The sequence below is a fragment of the Xanthomonas sp. MUS 060 genome (assembly GCF_000963215.1).
GTDB lineage: Bacteria > Pseudomonadota > Gammaproteobacteria > Xanthomonadales > Xanthomonadaceae > Xanthomonas_A.
Genome location: NZ_JZIM01000010.1, coordinates 1 through 22,030, shown reverse-complemented (window position 1 = coordinate 22,030; position 22,030 = coordinate 1). Strand labels below are relative to the sequence as shown.

12 protein-coding genes and 8 pseudogenes are annotated in these 22,030 nt (G+C 64.7%); 12 read left to right on the top strand and 8 right to left on the bottom strand.

Going from position 1 to position 22,030, the window contains the following annotated elements; translation table 11 throughout:
- Positions 1–31 precede the first annotated feature (31 nt).
- The 6 genes and pseudogenes from XANALMUS060_RS10760 to fabG all read left to right on the top strand — a co-directional run bounded on the left by XANALMUS060_RS10760 (position 32) and on the right by fabG (position 6,275).
- A complete protein-coding gene (locus tag XANALMUS060_RS10760) occupies positions 32–2,398 on the top strand; it encodes an MMPL family transporter (protein ID WP_045738403.1) in 2,367 nt (788 codons plus the stop codon).
- 4 nt (positions 2,399–2,402) lie between these two features.
- Entirely contained in the window at positions 2,403–2,855 is a 453-nt protein-coding gene (locus tag XANALMUS060_RS10755; protein ID WP_045738402.1) for a phosphotransferase, read from the top strand.
- 139 nt (positions 2,856–2,994) lie between these two features.
- Positions 2,995–3,558 (top strand): annotated as a pseudogene (locus tag XANALMUS060_RS10750) (SDR family NAD(P)-dependent oxidoreductase); the annotation flags it as partial.
- A pseudogene (locus XANALMUS060_RS10745) lies at positions 3,558–4,937 on the top strand (hypothetical protein); the annotation flags it as partial. The pseudogenes XANALMUS060_RS10750 and XANALMUS060_RS10745, both read left to right, overlap by 1 nt.
- Before the next feature lie 4 nt (positions 4,938–4,941).
- Positions 4,942–5,394: a phosphotransferase gene (locus tag XANALMUS060_RS10740; protein WP_045738402.1), complete on the top strand. Its 453-nt coding sequence runs from the start codon at positions 4,942–4,944 to the stop codon at positions 5,392–5,394.
- A 139-nt stretch (positions 5,395–5,533) separates the two neighbouring features.
- A pseudogene (gene fabG, locus XANALMUS060_RS10735) lies at positions 5,534–6,275 on the top strand (3-oxoacyl-ACP reductase FabG).
- Positions 6,276–6,419: 144 nt separating this feature from the next.
- On the opposite strand, the gene XANALMUS060_RS10730 reads toward fabG, so the two are convergent.
- From XANALMUS060_RS10730 to XANALMUS060_RS10710, 5 genes and pseudogenes are all read right to left on the bottom strand, one after another.
- Entirely contained in the window at positions 6,420–8,048 is a 1,629-nt protein-coding gene (locus XANALMUS060_RS10730; RefSeq protein WP_235430449.1) for a tannase/feruloyl esterase family alpha/beta hydrolase, read from the bottom strand.
- A 248-nt stretch (positions 8,049–8,296) separates the two neighbouring features.
- Positions 8,297–10,014, bottom strand: a pseudogene (locus tag XANALMUS060_RS10725) (FAD-dependent oxidoreductase).
- On the bottom strand, positions 10,011–10,832 hold the full coding sequence (locus XANALMUS060_RS10720; RefSeq protein WP_045738400.1) for a glycosyltransferase family 2 protein: 822 nt from the start codon (positions 10,830–10,832) through the stop codon (positions 10,011–10,013). The pseudogene XANALMUS060_RS10725 and the gene XANALMUS060_RS10720 overlap by 4 nt, the downstream one beginning before the upstream one ends.
- Complete coding sequence (locus tag XANALMUS060_RS10715) at positions 10,829–11,605, bottom strand: beta-ketoacyl synthase chain length factor (RefSeq protein WP_045738399.1); 777 nt, start codon at positions 11,603–11,605, stop codon at positions 10,829–10,831. Before XANALMUS060_RS10715 ends, XANALMUS060_RS10720 begins: the two co-directional genes overlap by 4 nt.
- Positions 11,606–11,613: 8 nt before the next feature.
- The gene (locus XANALMUS060_RS10710) at positions 11,614–12,813 is read right to left on the bottom strand and encodes a beta-ketoacyl-[acyl-carrier-protein] synthase family protein (protein WP_045738451.1); all 1,200 of its coding nucleotides are present in this window, start codon (positions 12,811–12,813) and stop codon (positions 11,614–11,616) included.
- A 230-nt stretch (positions 12,814–13,043) separates the two neighbouring features.
- Between XANALMUS060_RS10710 and XANALMUS060_RS10705 the strand changes: the two genes are divergently transcribed.
- The 6 genes and pseudogenes from XANALMUS060_RS10705 (at position 13,044) to XANALMUS060_RS10680 (ending at position 20,741) form a co-directional block, all read left to right on the top strand.
- Complete coding sequence (locus tag XANALMUS060_RS10705; RefSeq protein ID WP_045738398.1) at positions 13,044–13,304, top strand: YcgL domain-containing protein; 261 nt, start codon at positions 13,044–13,046, stop codon at positions 13,302–13,304.
- Positions 13,297–16,614, top strand: coding sequence for an ankyrin repeat domain-containing protein (locus tag XANALMUS060_RS10700; protein WP_045738397.1), 3,318 nt, complete (start codon positions 13,297–13,299; stop codon positions 16,612–16,614). The genes XANALMUS060_RS10705 and XANALMUS060_RS10700 overlap by 8 nt, the downstream gene beginning before the upstream one ends.
- A 77-nt stretch (positions 16,615–16,691) precedes the next feature.
- Positions 16,692–17,189 (top strand): annotated as a pseudogene (locus XANALMUS060_RS18600) (IS3 family transposase); the annotation flags it as partial.
- A 620-nt stretch (positions 17,190–17,809) separates the two neighbouring features.
- On the top strand, positions 17,810–18,712 hold the full coding sequence (locus XANALMUS060_RS10690; RefSeq protein WP_045738395.1) for a glycosyltransferase family 2 protein: 903 nt from the start codon (positions 17,810–17,812) through the stop codon (positions 18,710–18,712).
- Positions 18,709–19,893: an O-antigen ligase family protein gene (locus tag XANALMUS060_RS10685; protein ID WP_045738394.1), complete on the top strand. Its 1,185-nt coding sequence runs from the start codon at positions 18,709–18,711 to the stop codon at positions 19,891–19,893. Before XANALMUS060_RS10690 ends, XANALMUS060_RS10685 begins: the two co-directional genes overlap by 4 nt.
- On the top strand, positions 19,890–20,741 hold the full coding sequence (locus XANALMUS060_RS10680) for a glycosyltransferase family 2 protein (protein WP_045738393.1): 852 nt from the start codon (positions 19,890–19,892) through the stop codon (positions 20,739–20,741). The genes XANALMUS060_RS10685 and XANALMUS060_RS10680 overlap by 4 nt, the downstream gene beginning before the upstream one ends.
- Positions 20,742–21,273: 532 nt before the next feature.
- Here the strand turns inward: XANALMUS060_RS10680 and XANALMUS060_RS21270 are convergent.
- The 3 pseudogenes from XANALMUS060_RS21270 to XANALMUS060_RS21260 all read right to left on the bottom strand — a co-directional run.
- A pseudogene (locus XANALMUS060_RS21270) lies at positions 21,274–21,411 on the bottom strand (IS5/IS1182 family transposase); the annotation flags it as partial.
- A 33-nt stretch (positions 21,412–21,444) separates the two neighbouring features.
- Positions 21,445–21,610: pseudogene (locus XANALMUS060_RS21265) on the bottom strand (transposase); the annotation flags it as partial.
- A 107-nt stretch (positions 21,611–21,717) separates the two neighbouring features.
- Positions 21,718–22,030: pseudogene (locus XANALMUS060_RS21260) on the bottom strand (transposase); the annotation flags it as partial.

Genomic DNA, 22,030 nt, shown 5'->3' with positions numbered 1-22,030 from the left:
CTCTGCGCAGGGCGACGATGGGGGAGCGGCGATGACGCGCGCGCTGGGTTCGAAGATGCGGATCGCGCTGGCCCTGCTGTGGCTGGCGTTGCTGACCGTGGCGGGCATGTGGCTGGGCAATGCCTTGCAGCTGTCGGGAGATCTGCGCAAATTCATGCCGGAAGCCCGTACCCCCGCACAGAAACTGCTGCTGGACGAACTTGGCGAAGGTCCCGGTTCGCGACTATTGCTGATGTCGCTGTCGGGGGCCGAGCCGGCCACATTGGCGCGACAGTCGCAGGCGTTGCGTGCGCAATTGGCCGCGCAGCGCGACGTGTTCGAATTGGTCGCCAATGGTGCCGATGCTGGTTTGGACGCGATCCCAGAGCGCCTGCTGCCGTATCGTTATCTGCTCAGCGACAGCTTCGATGCCAAGCCCCTGGATGCGCAGACCCTGGCCGATGCGCTGCAGGCGCGGCTGCAAGACTTGGGCTCGCCAGCGGCGAGCATGGTCGAGCCGCTGCTGCCGCGTGACCCGACGATGGAAGTGCTGCATCTGGCCGAGTCGTTGCAGCCGGCCGGCGCTCCGCAGCCACGCGACGGCGTGTGGTTCGATCGCACCGGCAAGCAAGCGCTGCTAGTGGCGCAAACCCACGCCGCCGGTTTCGATCCCACCGGCCAGCAGCAGGCGGTGGATGCGATCCATCGCGCGTTCGCCAAGGTCGCCGCAGGCAGTACCAGTCGTTTGACCCTCACCGGCCCCGGTGCATTTTCGGTGGAGATCGGCGGGCGTACTCAGACCGAGGCACAGTGGATCGGTACCCTGGATACCGTGGGCCTGATCGTGTTGTTGCTGGTCGCCTACCGCAGTTGGAAGATTCCGGTGTTGGGCGTGCTGCCGTTGGCCAGTGCCGGGTTGGCCGGGTTGGCTGCGGTGGCGTTGCTGTTCGATGGCGTGCATGGCATCACCGTGGCGTTCGGCTTCACCTTGATCGGTGTGGTGCAGGACTATCCGATCCACTTGTTCAGCCATCAGCGTCCGGGCCTGGATCCGCGAGAAAATGCGCGCCATCTGTGGCCGACGCTGGCCACCGGCGTGGTTTCCACCTGTATCGCCTACGTCACCTTTTTGTTTTCCGGCGTGGATGGGCTGCGTCAACTGGCCGTGTTCACGATCGCCGGGTTGCTGGTGGCGGCATTGACCACGCGCCTGTTGTTGCCGGCGTTGATCGATCCATCGCCGCGCGACCACGCCGACTCGCCGGCGCTGGCACGGCTGTGGCGCGGCATTGCACGATTGCCGCGGCCGCGTTGGTCGTTGCTAGCGCTGGCGCTGGCCGCAGTGGCGATCATCGTCTTCGCGCCCGGGCCGTTCTGGCAGAACGATCTGTCCAAGCTGACCCCGGTGCCGCCCGCGGACCTGGCACGCGACGCGCATCTGCGTCAGGAGCTGGGGGCGCCGGACGTGCGCTACGTGCTGGCGTTGCCGGCGGTGTCCGTGGACGCGGCGTTGGCGGCATCCGAGCGACTGCGGCCACGCTTGGATGCGCTGGTTGCGCAGGGTGAACTCGCCGGCTACGACATGGCGGCCCGCTACCTGCCGAGCGTGGCGACGCAGCGCCGTCGCCAAGCAGCCTTGCCCGATCCGACACGGGCGCAGGCGCTTACCGCCACAGCGGTCGCCGCCACGCCATTCCGGGTCGATGCCTTCGCTCCATTTTTGGCTGACCTGCAGCACGCGCGCAGCGCAACGCCGCTCACCCCGCACGATTTGCGTGGTACCCCGCTGGCGACCAGTGTTGGCGGTCTGTTGCTGGAGCGTTCCGACCACGCGACCGCGCTGGTTTCGCTGACCGGGCTGCGCGATCCGGCGCGGCTGGCCAGTGTGGTGCAGGGCAGCGGCGCACAGTTGCTGGACCTCAAGGACGCTTCCGAATCGCTGGTGGCCGCTTACCGTGGGCGTGTGCTGGGGGCGTTGGGGGTGGCGGCGGTGTTGCTGGTACTGACCGTGGCGATCGCACTGCGCACGCCACGTCGCATCGCGCGGGTGCTGTTGCCGATGGCACTGACCACGTTGCTGATTCTGGCGATTTTGCGCGGCTGCGGGGTCGAATTGAATCTGTTCCATCTCATCGCGTTGATTCTGGCCGCTGGCTTGGGGCTGGATTACGCGCTGTTCTTCGATCACGCCGGCGATGACCGTGCCGATCAGTTGCGTACCCTGCATGCCTTGATCGTGTGCAGCTTGATGACGCTGCTGGTGTTCGCGTTGTTGGCTGCGTCCAGTATTCCGGTGTTGCGCGCGATCGGCAGTACCGTGGCGCTGGGCGTGTTGTTCAATTTTGTATTGGCCCTGCTGGTGTCGCGTGAGACCGCCAGCGAAGCGACGCAGGAGACGGGGCATGCACACGCACACTGACGGGTTGGACGGACGCGATACAATCGCGGCGTTGATTCCGCATCAGGGCCTGATGTGCCTGTGGGAGCAGGTAGTGACCTGGGATGCACAGCGGATCGTGCTACGCAGTCAGGCACATCGCAGTGTCGAGCATCCGTTGCGCTGCGGTCAGCGGTTGCGCGCGCTGCATCTGTGCGAATACGGTGCGCAGGCGATGGCGGTGCATGGTGGCCTGCTCGGTCGCGCCGCCGCAAGCATGCCGATATCGCCAGCTATTCCGGTGCGGCTAGGCATGTTGGTCGCGTTGCGGGGTGTGCAGTTGCATGTCACCGATCTGCACGATCTGCCGCAGGCCATCGAGTGCGAGGCCGAGGTGTTGCTGCAGATGGAGAATAGTCAGCAATACGCCTTCCGCATCGTCCACGCCGGGCAACCGCTGGCCGAAGGCCGCGCCACGGTCATGCTGGGCAGCGCATAGCGGATGTGGCGGCGCCGCGACTAGGCATGGTCGGTCGCGACCGATCCCTATGACGTGGACAAGCGCCATTCGGGCAACATCGGCACGCCTGTCAATCGCTAGGATGGCGGTCCTGTCCGCATTTCACAGAGGAGCTTCGATGTCCCCATCTGCTGTTTCGCGTCGCGCGCTGGTCACCGGCGGCAGCGGCGATCTCGGTGGTGCGATCTGCCGCACGCTTGCCGCGCAGGGTCTGCATGTCATCGTGCATGCCAACGCTGGTCTTGTGCGTGCTGCGGCAGTGGTGGAGGCGATCATTGCGGCCGGTGGCAGCGCCGAAGCGGTTGCGTTCGACGTGAGCGATGCTCATGCCAGTGCGGATGCGCTGGCGGCGTTGCTGGAGGCCGGACCGATCCAAGTGCTGGTCAATAACGCAGGCATTCACGATGACGCCCCACTGGCGGGGATGAGCGCGGAGCAATGGCATCGCGTCATCGATGTTTCGTTGCACGGGTTCTTTCACGTCACCCAGCCGCTGTTGCTGCCGATGGCGCGCACGCGCTGGGGACGCATCGTCAGTGTGTCCTCGGTGTCGGCGGTAATGGGCAATCGCGGTCAGGCCAACTATGCTGCTGCCAAGGGCGCGCTGCACAGCGCCAGTAAGTCGCTGGCGCTGGAAATGGCCAGCCGTGGTATCAGCGTCAACGTGGTTGCGCCTGGGATCCGGGCCTGGATCCGCGAGAAAATGCGCGCCATCTGTGGCCGACGCTGGCCACCGGCGTGGTTTCCACCTGTATCGCCTACGTCACCTTTTTGTTTTCCGGCGTGGATGGGCTGCGTCAACTGGCCGTGTTCACGATCGCCGGGTTGCTGGTGGCGGCATTGACCACGCGCCTGTTGTTGCCGGCGTTGATCGATCCATCGCCGCGCGACCACGCCGACTCGCCGGCGCTGGCACGGCTGTGGCGCGGCATTGCACGATTGCCGCGGCCGCGTTGGTCGTTGCTAGCGCTGGCGCTGGCCGCAGTGGCGATCATCGTCTTCGCGCCCGGGCCGTTCTGGCAGAACGATCTGTCCAAGCTGACCCCGGTGCCGCCCGCGGACCTGGCACGCGACGCGCATCTGCGTCAGGAGCTGGGGGCGCCGGACGTGCGCTACGTGCTGGCGTTGCCGGCGGTGTCCGTGGACGCGGCGTTGGCGGCATCCGAGCGACTGCGGCCACGCTTGGATGCGCTGGTTGCGCAGGGTGAACTCGCCGGCTACGACATGGCGGCCCGCTACCTGCCGAGCGTGGCGACGCAGCGCCGTCGCCAAGCAGCCTTGCCCGATCCGACACGGGCGCAGGCGCTTACCGCCACAGCGGTCGCCGCCACGCCATTCCGGGTCGATGCCTTCGCTCCATTTTTGGCTGACCTGCAGCACGCGCGCAGCGCAACGCCGCTCACCCCGCACGATTTGCGTGGTACCCCGCTGGCGACCAGTGTTGGCGGTCTGTTGCTGGAGCGTTCCGACCACGCGACCGCGCTGGTTTCGCTGACCGGGCTGCGCGATCCGGCGCGGCTGGCCAGTGTGGTGCAGGGCAGCGGCGCACAGTTGCTGGACCTCAAGGACGCTTCCGAATCGCTGGTGGCCGCTTACCGTGGGCGTGTGCTGGGGGCGTTGGGGGTGGCGGCGGTGTTGCTGGTACTGACCGTGGCGATCGCACTGCGCACGCCACGTCGCATCGCGCGGGTGCTGTTGCCGATGGCACTGACCACGTTGCTGATTCTGGCGATTTTGCGCGGCTGCGGGGTCGAATTGAATCTGTTCCATCTCATCGCGTTGATTCTGGCCGCTGGCTTGGGGCTGGATTACGCGCTGTTCTTCGATCACGCCGGCGATGACCGTGCCGATCAGTTGCGTACCCTGCATGCCTTGATCGTGTGCAGCTTGATGACGCTGCTGGTGTTCGCGTTGTTGGCTGCGTCCAGTATTCCGGTGTTGCGCGCGATCGGCAGTACCGTGGCGCTGGGCGTGTTGTTCAATTTTGTATTGGCCCTGCTGGTGTCGCGTGAGACCGCCAGCGAAGCGACGCAGGAGACGGGGCATGCACACGCACACTGACGGGTTGGACGGACGCGATACAATCGCGGCGTTGATTCCGCATCAGGGCCTGATGTGCCTGTGGGAGCAGGTAGTGACCTGGGATGCACAGCGGATCGTGCTACGCAGTCAGGCACATCGCAGTGTCGAGCATCCGTTGCGCTGCGGTCAGCGGTTGCGCGCGCTGCATCTGTGCGAATACGGTGCGCAGGCGATGGCGGTGCATGGTGGCCTGCTCGGTCGCGCCGCCGCAAGCATGCCGATATCGCCAGCTATTCCGGTGCGGCTAGGCATGTTGGTCGCGTTGCGGGGTGTGCAGTTGCATGTCACCGATCTGCACGATCTGCCGCAGGCCATCGAGTGCGAGGCCGAGGTGTTGCTGCAGATGGAGAATAGTCAGCAATACGCCTTCCGCATCGTCCACGCCGGGCAACCGCTGGCCGAAGGCCGCGCCACGGTCATGCTGGGCAGCGCATAGCGGATGTGGCGGCGCCGCGACTAGGCATGGTCGGTCGCGACCGATCCCTATGACGTGGACAAGCGCCATTCGGGCAACATCGGCACGCCTGTCAATCGCTAGGATGGCGGTCCTGTCCGCATTTCACAGAGGAGCTTCGATGTCCCCATCTGCTGTTTCGCGTCGCGCGCTGGTCACCGGCGGCAGCGGCGATCTCGGTGGTGCGATCTGCCGCACGCTTGCCGCGCAGGGTCTGCATGTCATCGTGCATGCCAACGCTGGTCTTGTGCGTGCTGCGGCAGTGGTGGAGGCGATCATTGCGGCCGGTGGCAGCGCCGAAGCGGTTGCGTTCGACGTGAGCGATGCTCATGCCAGTGCGGATGCGCTGGCGGCGTTGCTGGAGGCCGGACCGATCCAAGTGCTGGTCAATAACGCAGGCATTCACGATGACGCCCCACTGGCGGGGATGAGCGCGGAGCAATGGCATCGCGTCATCGATGTTTCGTTGCACGGGTTCTTTCACGTCACCCAGCCGCTGTTGCTGCCGATGGCGCGCACGCGCTGGGGACGCATCGTCAGTGTGTCCTCGGTGTCGGCGGTAATGGGCAATCGCGGTCAGGCCAACTATGCTGCTGCCAAGGGCGCGCTGCACAGCGCCAGTAAGTCGCTGGCGCTGGAAATGGCCAGCCGTGGTATCAGCGTCAACGTGGTTGCGCCTGGGATCATCGATCGACAGCGCGATGGCCGGCGCGGCGTTCGCGCCGGAAATGATCAAGCAAATGGTCCCTGCCCGCCGCGCTGGTCGGCCCGAGGAAGTGGCCGCGTTGGTGGGTTTTCTCTGCACGGATGCGGCGGGCTATATCAACGCGCAGGTCATCGGTATCAACGGCGGGATGGCCTGAGCCCGATTGCGGGCGCGACCCCGGATGCGGGTGATGGCATCCGGCAACACCGTGCAACGTCCGCTGGCTGCCGTGACGAGCGGCGAACGCTGCATAGGGCTGGCTGCGCAGCTCGCCGCGTGCCAATTTCCGCCCAGCGTGCGCTCACTGGCAGGTGAAGCTGCTGGCCGACTCCACATTGCCCGCGACGTACTGGGCCACTTGCGGATAGGGGCACAGCGGCCGGCTGCGTTGACTGCTCCAGTTGGCCGGTACCTCGCCGTTGGGGGAGGCGCTGCCGGGACCGCGTGCGGTCGCGGTAATCGCCGTCGGCGCCTGACCTTGTTCGACCCAGGCGATCAATGGCGTCAGTGCGTCGAATTGGTCGGTGGACGGGCCGCCGCCGCAATGCATCATGCCCGGCACCGGGAACAGGCGCGCGTAACTGGCGGCATTCGGGTCGGCAGTGGTCAGACGCTGGTACCAGTCGGCGGTATCGGCGAAGGAGAAGATGCTGTCGCCGGTACCATGATAGACCAGCAGCTTGCCACCGCCGGCCTTGAGTGTGGTCAAGTGGGTTTCGTCCGGTGGGCCCATGAAGGACCACGACGACTCGGCGTACGTACCGGACGTGGCGAAGATCTTCGGTGCGTCGCGATCCATATTGAAATGCAGCGCGTACTGGCCCAGATTCTGGCTTACCGATGTGTTTTCCGGCGAGCTAACGAACACGAAGGCTACCGAGTTCGGCACCAAGGTCATCGAGTTGTACTGCCGCCAGCCGGCCCAGTCGCCACTGCCGATACCAGGATCGTAGACAAAAGGGGCGTACAGCGCGGTGCCGGCGCTGTCATGGGGGCCGGCATGGATGGCGGTGAGCGCTTGCTTCTGCGCTTGAGTCAGGCACTGTCCGGTGCGCCCGGCGCTGCCGCAGGTGGGAACGTTGTTTGCCAGGCTGAACTGGGTTTGGCAGGCGCTGACGTTCTGCACCATGCCATCGCTGACGCCGTCCAGCGCATCGCAGGTGGCGACGATGCGACTGGCGACGAACGCACGTTCGGCACCGTTGAGCCCGCTCTGGACATCGTTGCCGTCGGTAAGCGCGGCCAGTTGTTGTGCGGCGGCCATTTCCGCGATCGCGGCCTTGGGCAGGTGGAATCCAGGGTCGCCGGCCAGGATGCCATCGTAGTCCTGCGCATCACGCGCGGCGGCCACCATCGCGTGGCGGCCCCCGTTGGAACAGCCGCCGAAATAGCTCACATCCGGTGGCTTGCCGTAGGCGGTCTGGATGGTGTGCTTGGCCATTGGGGTCAGTGCCTGCACCGCCTGATAGCCATAGTCCAGGCGTGCCTGGGGATCCATCCCGAAAAATCGGTTCCTGTCGCCGTTGTGCCCGGCATCGGAACTGATGACGGCAAAGCCCATGTGCAAGGGATTGTCCTGCTGTGCGCTGCCACCGATGTCACCGACCGCGGTGTTGACGTAGCCGTCCAATCCGCCGTTGGCCTGGTAGAAGAAACGGCCGTTCCATGCGGTGGGCAGCCGCATCTCGAAGCCGATCGCATACGTTTGACCATCGACCGGGCTGACCCGGCTGTGCATCGTGCCGGTGATTTGGCAATGCGCGTCGATGGGTTTGCCTGCCACGCTCAGAGCGCCGGCCGGAATGGTCCTGACGCCGGTGAAGGTTGTGCCCGGATAACTGAGATTGGGGTTGCTGGCCAACGCCTCGCAGGATTGTTGCAGTCGCGCCGGCACCGCCGGACCCTTCTGTGCTATCGCGGTGGACGACATGGCAAGACCTGTCAATGCAAGCGTTAACGTGGACAACGTGGGCGACATGAGATCTTCCTTTCGTGGGTTTGCGTCGGGAATGCGCAACTTGAGCTTGTCTGAATGCTTTTTGAAGATCGGGTCAAGATGGCGGTGCGTGTTGAGATAAATAATGTGATTTGATCTGCATTATCACAATGCCAAAGATTGCATTACTGATCGGCTACGATGCACGCCCTTGTTGCCCTGCAACAAGCCGCTGCGTCGACTCAGGCGGCGTCGGCGTACCAGTCGGCCGACAGTACCGGTGTCGCCGCCGACACGCTGTTGCACCCGGCCAGCCCATGGTCGGCAAGTGAGGGATGCCGCTCGTGTGCGCGCTCGAGAATCTCGCTTGCCAGCGTTGCCATGTGTGCGACATGACCGCGAAGGCGCGCGACGAAGGTCGCATCGTCCACCTGATCGTGCAGAGCGCGGTTGAGTTCATGGAACCAGTCGATCAGGTATTGGTCCAGCAAGCGTCCGTCGATCACCGTGGCGTCTTGCGCGCGGTTGGCCGCGCCCCAATCGCGCAGCAATGCCTGCATGCCAAGATTGAGCGCGCTGGCGTGCTCGAACGCCGGGCGCAGTTGGCTCAACACGGCCACGTTGGTGGTGCGACCGGAGCAGTACAACGGGGCCAGCAGCGACCAGTAGTAGGTGTAGTCCCAGATCACCTTGAGCGGCATGACCTGCGCGTCGCCGAACAGCGGGTACTGGTCTTGGTATAGGGTCAGTGTGTTCTCGTAAAACGAAAAATACAGTTGCTGATACAGCGCGGCGTAGGGCGCGATGTTGCCCCCGTCGCGTTCCAGCGCGATCAGTTCGCAGATGTAGGTGTTGGAGATGGCGATGAAGTCGTTGCCCGGCGAGTAGAACGGATCCAGGAACACACCGGCCTCGCCGGTCAGCGCCCAACGCTGGGCCGAAAATACCTGTTTGCAGCCGTAGGAAAAGTCGCGCAGGAACATGAAATCCTGCACCGCGTATGCGCTGTGTTCCAGTGTGCGCGCGATCTGCGGTTGGTGCGTGCGCAGCCAGGCCATGGCCTTGTCGTGAGTATTCATCGTTTCCAGCGGATGCAGGGTGGCGTCGCAGACGATACCCAGCGAATGCGCGCCGGAAGACAGCGGGATCAGCCACAGCCAGTAGCCTGGGCCGCACATGTGGTTGGTCGAGCGCCAGCGGTCCGGTGGTGTACAGCGTTGCAGCCAGGCGTTGTCCTGCGACCAGCCATTGGGGTCGATGTGTCCGTCCACCCGCCACCACACGGCATTGGCGCGGTGTGCGTTGTCCTGCGCCAGGCCAAGTTTGCGTTTGAGCAGGCCGGCACGGCCGCTGGCGTCCACCACCCAGCGTGTGTGCAGTGAGGTTTCGGCACCATCGCGCGTGTAGCGCACGCAGTGATTGCCGTCGTCGTCGGCCAGCGCGATCCCGCGCACGGTGCTGGCGTCGAGGAACTCCACGCCCAGCGCGCGCGTGCGCGTACCGAGGAAGTTTTCGAAGCGGCCGCGGTCGATCTGCCACGATGGCGTCGGCAGCAACTGGCTCACGCCCAGTTCGGTGCAGCGGTCCAGATCCTCGCGCCGGTCGGAGCGAAGCGGCCGCGGTCGATCTGCCACGATGGCGTCGGCAGCAACTGGCTCACGCCCAGTTCGGTGCAGCGGTCCAGATCCTCGCGCCGGTCGGAGAAAAAGAAACGGAAGCCGAACTTGCGGATCTGCTCGACATCAAGGTGTTCGCGCAGGCCAAGTACCTCGGCGAAGTAGTGCGCGCCGATCTCCACCGAGGACTCGCCGACCTTGAACGCGGCTTCGCGCACCGGATGCGCGCGCCGTTCCAGCACAGTGATGCGCAGCTCCGGTAAGCGCTGGCGTAGTTGCAAGGCCAGGGTCAGCCCGGCCAGTCCGCCACCGACGATCACCACGTCCGCGCGTCGTTCGTTCATGTCGTCGATTCCTTTGCGCAAGCCATGGATAGACCGGTACCGCTGCCATCCGCGTCGTCGATGACCACCGGGTTGGCGCGGACGCGCCGGTATTCGCGCACCACGTGGCCGTAGTTCCACACCTGCACGACCACGTGCGAGGTGATCTTCCACAGATCGCGCACCAGGCGGAAATGGCTCTTACGGAAGGTGCCTGGAGTTTGCTTGGCGTAGCGCGTTTCGATCGGCACCGCCACCACCCGCGCGCCGGTTTGGCGTGCGGCGGAGATCAACAGTTGCGCCTCGAACACGAAACCCTCGCCGGGCACATCGCGCAGGGTGTAGACCGACTGCGGGTAGAGACGCTGACCGCTCTGGCTGTCGACCAGGCGGAAGCCGCAGCCCCAGGCGATGCCCCAGTCGCCGAAATCGTTGCCGATACGCCGAATGGTTGGTTGGCTGGCGCGTTTGCGCAGACGTGCGCCGACGATCACGCAGCCGGGATGGCGGTTGGCCGCGGCCAATAGGCGAGGGAAGTCGCTGGCGCTGTGCTGACCATCGCCGTCCATGGTCATCACCGCGCGCACGCCCTGACGCTGCGCCTCGGCGAAACCGCTGCGCAGGGCCGCGCCCTTGCCGAGGCGCTGCGGATGGCGGATCAACGTCACCGGCAGGCCGGCGAGGCAGTCACTGGTGCCATCGTCGGAGCCGTCATCGACCACGATCACGCGCGGGCAATGCGCCAGTGCGTCACTGACCACCTCGCGGATGCGCAATGCTTCGTTCAGCGCCGGGATCAGGATGGCGGTATCGGTGGCGCTCAATGGCGTCCTGCTCATGTTGGTAACTCCACTTGCAGGCAGCGGCCGCCGCCCGCATCGAGCATGCAGCCGGTGGCGCCAATGGCCAACGCGTCGAACAGGGGCAGCATCGGTGCCATGGAGTTGCCCCCGGCATGTCGTGCCAGTGCGCCATCGTCAGGCACGGCGACGCCGTCGCGCAAGTGCACTTGCAGTTGCGGTAGATCGGAGCGGGTCGCGGTGCTGAGCACCAGCGCGCCGCCGAGCAGGCCCTCGCTGTTCCAGATGCGCCCGAGCGCGCCGACCGAACGGCCGTCGTAGCCGACCAGCAGGACGGCTTCATCTCCCGCCGCCAATTGCGACAATGCCTCCAGCAAGCCCTGGGCGAAGCTGCCGCAGTGTGCGCTGAGCGCGGTGGTCGCCGCGGTCGCGCCGGCGCCGATAGTCCAGTAGCCCGCGGTCGCGTTGTGCACCGAGTTATGGAATTTGGTCGGCGAGACCGACAGTGGGTCGCTGGCCAAGGTGGCGCACATGTAATCGGCGATGATCATGTCGCCATGCGTGGAGGCGAATATCGATGGCAAGGTGGCCGGGTCGCGACGGGCGTCCTGGCACGCGGCCAGGGCCACCTCCAGCGAGACCGCCACAGTGTCCGGCGCGCGCCGTCGCTCGTTCGGCGCCAGCAGTTGCGGCGATGGGCGCGCTGGCGTCTCCAGCAGCGCCCCGACGCCGCGCGCGAATGCCCGGGCCGCCGCCCACGAGGGCAGGCCGGGCGCCCAGAAGCCGATGCCTTCGATTGTCGCGGTCAACATGGGCGTTTTCATGCGCGACCAAACAGCAGTGAACAGTTGTTGCCGCCGAAGCCGAAGGAGTTGTTCATCGCGTAACGGACCTGTGCGTGGGCGGTATCGAAGCGAATCTGCGGGCCGCACACGGGATCGGGCATGGCGCTGTTGAGGGTGCCGGGAAGCAGGCCGTCGCGCAGCGCCAGTAGCGCGAAGACCGAGTCCACGATGCCGGCGGCGCCCAGCGTATGCCCGGTCCATCCCTTGGTGGAACTGGCGTGCAGGGTGGCGGGGAACACCGCTGCCACCGCTGCCGCCTCGACGCTATCGTTGGCCTGGGTCGCGGTGCCGTGCAGGTTGAGATAGCCGACCTCGTCCGCATCCACGCCAGCACGCTGGAGGGCGCCGCGCATCGCCAGACGCGCGCCCAGCCCCTGCGGATGCGGGGTGGACATGTGGTGCGCGTCGCTGGATTCGCCGTAGCCGCAGAACAACGCCAGGGCCGGTGGTGCGTCGAGGGCGTCGTTGCGTTCCAGCAATGCGTAGCCACCGGCCTCGCCCAGCGACAAACCGACCCGACGCACGTCGAATGGCCGACATGGTTCCGGCGACACCAATTGCAGTGCGTTGAAACCGAACAGCACGCTGCCGCACAGCGTGTCCACGCCGCCGACCAGGGCCGCATCGACCACGCCGTTGGCGATCAGCCGCGCGGCCTGGGCGAACACCTTGGCGCTGGAGGAGCAGGCCGTGGCCACGGTGACGCATGGGCCGCGCAGGCCGGTGGCGCGACGCACGAAATCGCCCAGCGAATGCGTGGTGTGCACGATCGGCCGATTCAGGTCGTCGGGAAAGCGTGGGCCTTGCGCGTCGTACTCCAGCCGGGTGTAGGCTTCTTCGCTGGCGGCGATGCTGGAGGTGGACGTGCCCATCACCACCGCAACGCGCTCGGTGCCGTGGCGCTGCGTGGCATCGGCCACCGCTGCGGCCATATCGTCTTGTTGGAGAGCCAACCAAGCCAGGCGGTTGTTGCGGCTTTCCGCGTCGGCGAGGGCCGACGGCAGCGCGGCGCGTTCCAGCGCATCCACCCGACCGATCCAGCATGGCAGTGGCTGCGTGCCGAAATCGTTGCGGCGCAGACCACTGTGGCCCTCGCGCAAGGCGCTGGCCTGTGCCTGAAGTCCGCTGCCGAGCGCGGTGGTCGCGGTGTACGCGCGGATGGCGACGGGAGCCATGCGGGGCCACTGGTGCGCTTCGGTCACGCGATCATCCGGAAATGAAGTTCAAGCGCCCAAGTATGGCCTATATCGGCGCTGCCGACGCCATCGTTGCGGTGCGCCGTCCAGGCGAAGGTGAATAGGCACCCGCATTGAATCTGTTCAGTGACGCGCCGGCGTGCGCTTTCGCCGCTGGCACATTTCCTCCACAATCACTCGCATTTCCACGCCGGGCGCACGCCACGGGCATGCAAGCCTACGTCTATAAAAGCCAACGTAAACCAGACACCTACCTTTATCTCGCCGCGCGCGACGACTTCGGTTGTCTGCCGCCCACACTGCTGGCCACGCTGCACCCACTGGCGTTCGTGCTCGAAGTGGCACTCACTGCCGAGCGCACGCTGGCCCGCGCCGATCCGGTCACGGTGCGCGCGAACCTCTCCGGTTGCGGCTTCCATCTGCAATTGCCGCCGCGTCCCGACGGCCTGATCGATCGACACGATGACTGAATCCTTTTTCCGCACGCGCGCGCCGATCCTTGCCGCCGCGCTGGGCGCCCTGCTGGCCCTGGCTGCCGGGGTTGGCGCGTTCGCCGCCTTGCTGAGCGTATGGCTGGCGCAACCGGCCTTCGCACTGGCGGTGTCCTGGCAGCGCGGCAGCCGTCCGCGCCCGACTGGCCTGAAGGCGCTGGCCGCGACCGTGAGGCCATTGCTGGTGCTATGGGCCGGCGGTCTGGCCGTGGTCGCGTTGTTGCTGGCCTGGCCACTGGCCGCATTGCGCGATAGCGGCAGTTTGACTGCGACCTTGGCGCTCAGCGTGGCTGCCAGTGCGGTCTTGCTCGGACTATGGCGCACCTGGCCGCTGTGGCACGGTAGCGAATGCGCTGACGGCCCTCTGCGGCCTCGCTGGCATGCCCTGGCGCAACAGGATGTGCAGGCTTGGCGCGGTCTGGAGGTGGCCGGGTTGGTGTTGGCATTGGCCGGCCTCGGCGTACTGCTGGCGTGGCCCGGCTTACTTGCCACCACCACGCGTTGGTCGCTGGCGCTGGCCTACGCGTTGTTGTCGCCACTGCTGCACGCTGCTCTGCAGCGGGTGGCGCCGCCACAGGCGCTGGTGTCAGTGCCGTCCTCGGCCGACCTGTTCGCCGAGTTCAGTGCCGCCGTGCCGCGCATGGACGAACCAGCGCCGCCGCAGGAGGAATTGCACATGGCGCTGTACGATGCGGCGCGCAGCGGTCGGGTGGACCGTGCGTTGCAGCTGTTGCAGGCCGGGGCCGATCCGCATGCGCTGCCGGCTTCGAACTGGCGCGATCAGCGTAGCCTGCCGGTGCTGGCCGCGGTGTTGCCGGACCTGCGCCTGCTGCGGGATCTGATCGTGCGCGGGGTAGACGTCAATCGTCCGCACCTGGGCATGACGCCGCTGTTGGCCGCCACCCGCGATAGCTGGCACGGTCGGCCCGAAGCGGTGATGACCCTGCTCGCCAATGGTGCCGACCCACGTGCCAGCGACAGCGATGGCAATACGCCGTTGCATCACGCCGCGCGTAGTTCCGACCCTGGCGTGGCCGCGTTGTTGCGCGATGCCGCCGCCGAACTGGATGTGCCCAATCGCGATGGCCTGACCCCGCTGGCGGTGGCCTGTCAGGTTGGCAATTGGCGGATGGGCAAATTCCTGCTCGAGCGTGGCGCCAAGCCCGAGCCGCCCGACGCCAGCCCGGTGTTGTTGGCCGCAGCCGGAACCGAGGAGGACGATCCGGCCGGCGTGCAACTGTTGCTCAAACACAAGGCGCGGGTGGACGCGCGTGATCACCAGCAGCGCCGCAGTGCACTGCACGAGGCGGCGCAGGCCGGGCATGTGGAAATCGTCCAGGCGCTGCTCGGCGCGGGGGCCAACCTGGAAGCGCGCGATGCGCTGGCCCGTACCCCGTGGCTGGAAGCCGCACGTCACGGCCGCGTGGCGGTGCTGGAGCGACTGCTGCCGCACAAGCCCGATGTGCACGCGATCGATGGTGACGGCCGCAACGCGCTGTTATTGGCTTGCAGCGCCGACCAGGTGTCGCCGGATTTGATCCGACGCCTGCGCGAGCTGGGCGTATCGGCTGCGCAGCCCGACCACGCCGGTCGTCGTGCGGTGGATGTGGCCGCCGAGGCCGGACGCTGGGCGATCGTCTCCGCGTTGGACCCGGATTATCCATTGCCGGCTGCGGTCAGCGATGGTCAGGGCGAGATCGGCAGCGCCGGTTTGCCCGACCGAGCGCCGCTGGAACTGCTGCGCGAAGGCCTGCAACTGGGCCAGCCACCCAGCGGGCTGGCTGCGCTGGCGCGGCTGTGTGCGGCGGCGGAGTTGGGCACCCTGCTGCACGATAAAGATGTGGCGCTGAAACCGCGCGCGGTGGATTGGCTGCTGACGCATGGCGCTGCGCCGGAGGTGCTCGATGCCGACGGTGATACGCCGATGTTCGCGTTGCTTACGCGTGGCGTGGAAGCCGTGCCCAGTCTGCAGGTGTTGCTGCGTCATGGCGTATCGCCGGCCGGTGCTGGTGGCTTGACCCGCCTTCTCGCTGCGTGCGCCCAGCATGATCACGCTTCGCGTGCGTTGGAGCAGTTTGCGTTGGAGTTGCTCGAACGCGGCGCCGATCCGTTCGCGCCGTCGCCGGCCGGTGATCCGCCGTTGTCCCTGGCCGTGCGTCTGGGTTGGTTGCGACTGCAGTTGCACTTGCTTGAGCGTGGTGCCGATCGTGAGGCGCGCGATAGTCATGGCATGACCGCGCTGCACTTGGCTGCCGCGCTGGGACGTGAGGCCTCGCTGAAATTGCTGATTCAACAGGGTGCTTGGCCGGAGGCGCGCGCCGCCGATGGCCAGACTCCCCTGGGCGTGGCCCTGGCCAGTGGCCGGCGCGATCTGGCCGATTGGCTGGACTGGCGGATCTGGCCGTTGCCACTGCGCCCGCTGCGCGAAGCCGATGTGCCCGCAGCGGCGATGGTCGGCGATGCCGACGCGATCCGGCGCTTGATCGACCTGGGTCTGCCGGTGGACGCAGTGGACGCACAGGGCTGTACCGCACTGCTGCGCGCTGCCGGCGGTGGCCATGCCGCAGCGGTGGATCTGCTGCTGGCGCGCGGTGCCAATCTGCACCATGCTGCGGCCAGTGGCGTTACCCCGTTGTCCGCGGCGGTGAGCATGCGTCAGGTCGGCATCGTCTCGGCATTGCTGCAAGCCGGCGCCCAGATCGAGCATCGTCTGCCTGGCGGCGTCACCGTGCTGATGCTGGCCTGCGCGCTGGGTCTGCCGGATATCGCCGCGCGCCTGCTAGCTGCTGGTGCCGATGTGCATGCCGGCGATGCACAGCAACGCACGCCATTGCACTGCGCGACGTTGTATGGCTTCAGCGCACGTGACAAGTCGCGCCTGCTGGCCCTGCTGGACACCCTGCTGCTAGCCGGCGCCGAAGCCGATCTTGGTTCCGCCGACGGGGTGACGCCGCTGTTGTCGCTGCTGGGTGCGCAGGCCGAACCTGGCACCGCTTGCGAAGAATTGGTGGTGTTAGCTGGTGTTGAGCGACTGCTCGATGAGGAGGTGAGCCTCGACGTGCAGGACGCGCACGGCTTCGGCCCGCTGCATTTGGCGGCGTTGCATGGTTTGCCGTTGTTGGTGCAGCGCCTGTTGCGCGCCGGCGCCGATCCGGATCTACGCGACACCTTGAATCGCACTCCGCGCGAAATCGCGGTGATGCGTGGCTTCGTCGATGTTGCCGGTCAATTCCAGCCCGCCTTACCGGGCGTGTCCTCGATGGCCCGGTTTCTGCGCGAAACGCGCTGAAGCGTTTCTTGCTGCGACGCGGTGCCAACTGATACGCCAGGGTTTCCTGGACATCTCAAGGCCATGGAAAATGCTAATTCAAAATAGCGCAGGTCGCTGAGCGGCTAGGCGTCACTACGCACAGTCTTTATGTCTGGCTGTGCAAGTTCGGCAAGCCTGGTGTGTTGCAGCGCGCTGAGCTGGACCAGAGCGACGAGCTTCGGCGCTTGAAGACCAAGTTTCGCTGAGTCACCGATGAGCGCGACATCCTAAAAAAGCCGCTGCGTATTTTGCCAAGAAGTAAAGGCAAAGTACCCTTTCATTCACGCCCATCGCGGGGAATTCAGGTTGTGCGCGATGTGCCGGGTGTTGCGGGTAAACCGGGGGATTACGACGCCTCGCTAAAATCGTCCAAGAGTGAGAGCGCCAAGGAAGACGAGCGCTGATCAACGAATAATGTCTGGCCAGTGACGGTGTCTATAAGATTACCCGGGGTCTGCGCGATATGACGGAGCGTTGCAGTCTTCATCGCGTGCATCGGCTGATGCGCTCGGAAGGATTGCGTTTGCATGTGGGGGGATGGTCGCAAACCCCGACTCAAGTGCTGTGCCGAATGCGCAGCAGTTGAACATGGTCATGCGCAAGCTTACCCGGTTGGTTTGACTGACGCTGAGTACGCTATGAAAAACCTAGTCAGACAGTTCGCTTGACAGACCCCTTGCAAGTTGAGGCTGCTTAGTGCGATTCTTTGCGTTTGCAATTGTTCATCGCGGATTTCTACACTGACGAAGACAGGGCTTATTTTCTTAAAATTTAGATTTTTACTTATTTTTCTTATTTTTATTTTTCTTAACTTCATATGCCTCAGTGGCACTTGCTTCTGATGCGGCGCGGTTCATTTTCCTGCGGAAAGGGATATTCTATTAAAGTCAATGATGATTTGTTTGGGGGGTTGAGAAAGTCAGGCCTTCTATATCTGTGGTATTTAAAACCTAATGAATTGCGTGCATAAAAAACCGGAATATGGGCTTGTTCAGTCCTTTCCTTGTATCGCGCAGATGATAAATTGGTCGTTTAGATCTCGGATACCACCTTACTTCTCGCCGATGTCAATTTTTGATTGATTGACTAGTTCACTTTTTCAATAGATACAAATCCGGATAATTTTCGATGCCCTCTCTTCTGACGGCGTCACACGCAGGCATAATGTTGACCAATGTTGCAGCACAAGTCTCCTGTCGCCACGGTTTCCCTGCTGATCTCCACCTACAACTGGAGAGAGGCGCTGGCGCTCGTCCTGCGGAGCGTGGCCAGGCAGAGTCGCCTGCCGGATGAGGTGGTGGTCGCGGACGATGGTTCGCGGGCGGATACTGCGGCGCTGCTGGAGGCTGTTGCCAGGGATTTCCCGGTGACGTTGCGGCACGTCTGGCAGCCGGATGAGGGTTTTCGCAAGGCGCGCATATTGAACTGCGGAATCGCTGTCATGCGAGCGGATTACGTCATCCAAGCGGACGGCGACATGCTCCTGCATCGTCATTTCGTGGCCGACCACCTGAGGTTGGCGCGACCGGGGCGATTTTTGCAGGGTACCCGCATCCGCACCACCGAGGCGGAAACCGCCAGACTGCTCGCCGGCGGCAAGCCCCGCTTCGGCTGGTTTACCGATGCCTATTTCCGGGACGACGCGGATCGCGCCACCTATCACTATGGCAGGCGCCAACACACCTTGCGGCTGCCATGGCTGGCGCAGCTCAAGTCGCGTGCCACTGGCCATCCCATGGGCTGCAACGTCAGTTTCTGGCGGAAAGATCTGCTGCGCGTCAACGGTTACGATGAGCGCATGCACGGCTACGGCAGCGAAGACCTAGAGCTGGACATCCGTCTACGCAACGCGGGCCTGCGACGCTGCCAGATCAAATTCGCAGCGTTGGCACTGCATCTGGAGCATCGCAGCGTGTCGTCGGCTGACCCCAGCGATCCCGAGCTTCCCAACAACAAACTGCTCTACGCCAGCGGCGAAGAACGCAGGATCCGCTCCCCGCAGGGGCTGGACGTTCACCTGGGCGACTTCGTCAGCCCTCCCCCCGACCTCCGTCAAGCCGTGAGCCGGCTGGCATGATCACGCGCCTGGCTGTCCACGCAATGGGCGCGCGAGCAGCCCTCGAACCTTGGTTGCGCCGTTTGTTGCGGGTGGGGCTGCTGTGGCTGTTCATCGGCATGGCTGTGCTGCCTGCGGGAGTCTCCTACAATCCGGGGCACCTGTATCAGTACGTACTCGGCCTGACCCTGTACTTGCCTGCGCTGCTGATGCTGGTGCTGCGGCCGGGCAGCTTCGCTCCCCTGTGGCGTCCAACACCGATGAAATGGGTGCTGCTGCTGCTGCTGTGGGGCGTGCTGTCGCTGGCCTGGAGTATGACGACCCACCCGTCCAACGAATTGGGACACAGCGCGAGCATTCTGCTGTTCCTGTACGGGTGGACGCAGGCCATCGAGGGCCGAGAAGAGCGCATCCGCAAGCTGCTCAGTTGTGCCGGTGTGGTTATGGCTCTGACGGCGCTGGCCGCGATGCTGCTGTGCCTCGTGCACGGATGGGGCGACGGACGCATCGTCGGCTTTGGCGTCATGGCCAACGCCAACCTTGCTGCCGCTGCGATGGCGGTGGCCGTCCTGTGGTTGTGTACCTGGCCGGCGGAGACGCAGCGCTACCGTATCGTGCAGGCGCTGATTGTGGCTGTGCTGCTGTTGTTCGTCTTCTTGACCTTCACGCGCAGCGCCTGGGTGGGCCTGTCTGCGGCGCTGTTGGTGCTCGTATTGTGCCAGCATCGGCGCAGAGCCCACTGGCACATGGCTGCGCTGCTCGCCCTTGGCGTTGCGATCGCGATGATCGAGTTGCCGAACCTGTTGCAGCGGGGCTGGTCGCTTCGACCGCAAATCATGAGACTTTCATGGCAGCTTTTCCAACAGCATCCATGGCTCGGCATGGGGCAAGGTGCCGCCTTCCACATCGTGGTGGGCGATGTGGTGCTTACCCACTCGCACAATTTGTTTAGCCAGTTGGCCATCGAGCTGGGCGCACCGGGTCTGCTGATGGGCCTGATTGCCTGGACATTGCTGGGCTGGCAGGGCTGGCGGCATCGTCGGGAAACTCTGGGGCGCCTGGTCCTCTCCATCTGGGTCTTGGCCACGGTCATTGTGCAGTTCGATCTGCCGCATCTGATCGATAGCCCGCGGCCGACCTGGCTTATCATCTGGTTGCCGTTGGCGCTGAGTTTATCGTTGCAGGGAGCTGACTCCAGGTGAAGATCAGCGTCGTAGTGCTGACCTACAACTGGCCCGCAGCGCTGGAACGCCTGTTGGCCAGCCTCGCGGCGCAGACGCGGTTGCCAGACGAGGTGATCGTGGCAGACGATGGTTCGGGTGAGACGACGCGCGCGCTGGTCGAGCGCATGGGGCGCGACTTCCCCGTGCCGCTGCGCCATGTCTGGCAGGAGGATCGCGGTTTCCGCGCCGCGCACGCGCGCAACCGCGGTATCGCCGCCAGCTGCGGCGAATACGTGATCCTGCTCGACGGCGACATGCTGCTCCACCCGCATTTCGTGGCTGATCATCTGATGCTAGCTGAGCCTGGCTTCTTCTTGCAGGGCGGCCGAATCAAGGCCAAGCGCGAGGAAACCGCAAGGCTCTTAGCGGGCGGTAAACCGGTGTTCGCGCCGTGGGCACGTGCGGACTTCCACGAATTCGACTGCAGTAAACGGCTCTATGCGTTTCGCCAGCCGGCGCTGGCGCGCTGGAAATCGCGCGCGCGCAACGGTGGACGGGTGATGAGCTGCAATATGAGCTTTTGGCGCGACGATTTGCTCCGAGTCAATGGCTTCGACGAACGCATGAAAGGTTATGGCGCTGAGGATCGCGAGCTGGTCGCGCGCCTGGAAAACGCTGCCCTACGCAGACGAGCGCTGAAATGGGCTGCGCTGGCCGTGCACCTGTGGCACTCCTCGCGCGCCCAGCCCGACGTTGACGACATGAGCCTGCCGAACAACCGCCTGTTCCACGTCACGCGCACGGAGCGCATCGTACGTTGCGAGCATGGCATCGACAGCCATATCGCCGAGTTCGCCATGGATGGACGTCTGGACGGCCATCCTTGAGCTTGCGTGTCAGTGTGGAGGCCGTGAGTGCCTGCGTGCCGTGCTCGACTAACGCTCTTGTCTGTTGAGTGCCTCGCGCAGCCGTGCCAGGAATGCAGCGTGTCCGTTCTCGAGCCAGGCTCGGGCAGTCGCGCCCAGCGTCGCTGCCTCGGTTGCACTGGTTGGGAAAGTGGCCACGCGCGTGCCGGCCAAGGCCGCAAAATGTCCATCGAGTAAGCCGTCCAAGCGCTGAGCAATTGCGTGCCTCTGCGCAGAGCATCCATCTGTAACGCGTACTCTGTCGATGAGCCGGTGTGGTGCGCCCTTTTTTGTCGGCAGACGCACCGCCGCGATGGGAGCGTAAGCATTGGGGGCGCAGCGCTTGAAGCCGTCCAAGCGCTGAGCAATTGCGTGCCTCTGCGCAGAGCATCCATCTGTAACGCGTACTCTGTCGATGAGCCGGTGTGGTGCGCCCTTTTTTGTCGGCAGACGCACCGCCGCGATGGGAGCGTAAGCATTGGGGGCGCAGCGCTTGCGCTGTGCTTAGAGCGTGTTATGAACTTTGGATTAGAGACGTGGCATTTCCAAGCATGAGGATGGAGAAGACGACGAAGTGGAGTCCAGCCAGGGTTTCCGGAAGACGTTCGTAATCACGGGCCAGGCGTCGGAACCGATTGACCCAACCGAAACTTAGAGACGTGGCATTTCCAAGCATGAGGATGGAGAAGACGACGAAGTGGAGTCCAGCCAGGGTTTCCGGAAGACGTTCGTAATCACGGGCCAGGCGTCGGAACCGATTGACCCAACCGAAACTGCGCGCGCTCCACGACCCAGCGGCGCGGCAGCAATACAAAACCTTTCTTGGCCTCCGGCAGTTTTACGACATGTAGTTCGATGCCTTCCTCCTGCGCGGCCTCAGCCGGCCCTTCGCCTGTGTAGCCTTGATCGACGAATGCCAGTTTCACCGTCTCGCCCGTGACATGCTGAACTTCCTGTGCTCCACGACCCAGCGGCGCGGCAGCAATACAAAACCTTTCTTGGCCTCCGGCAGTTTTACGACATGTAGTTCGATGCCTTCCTCCTGCGCGGCCTCAGCCGGCCCTTCGCCTGTGTAGCCTTGATCGACGAATGCCAGTTTCACCGTCTCGCCCGTGACATGCTGAACTTCCTGTGCCAGCGATCGCACCTGAGCTCGTTCCTGCTCGTCGGCTGGCGTGACCTGCACTGCTAGCAAGTGGCCGAGCGTGTCCACCGCCATGTGCACCTTGCTGCCCTTCTTGCGCTTGTAGCCGTCGTAGCCAGCACGCGGT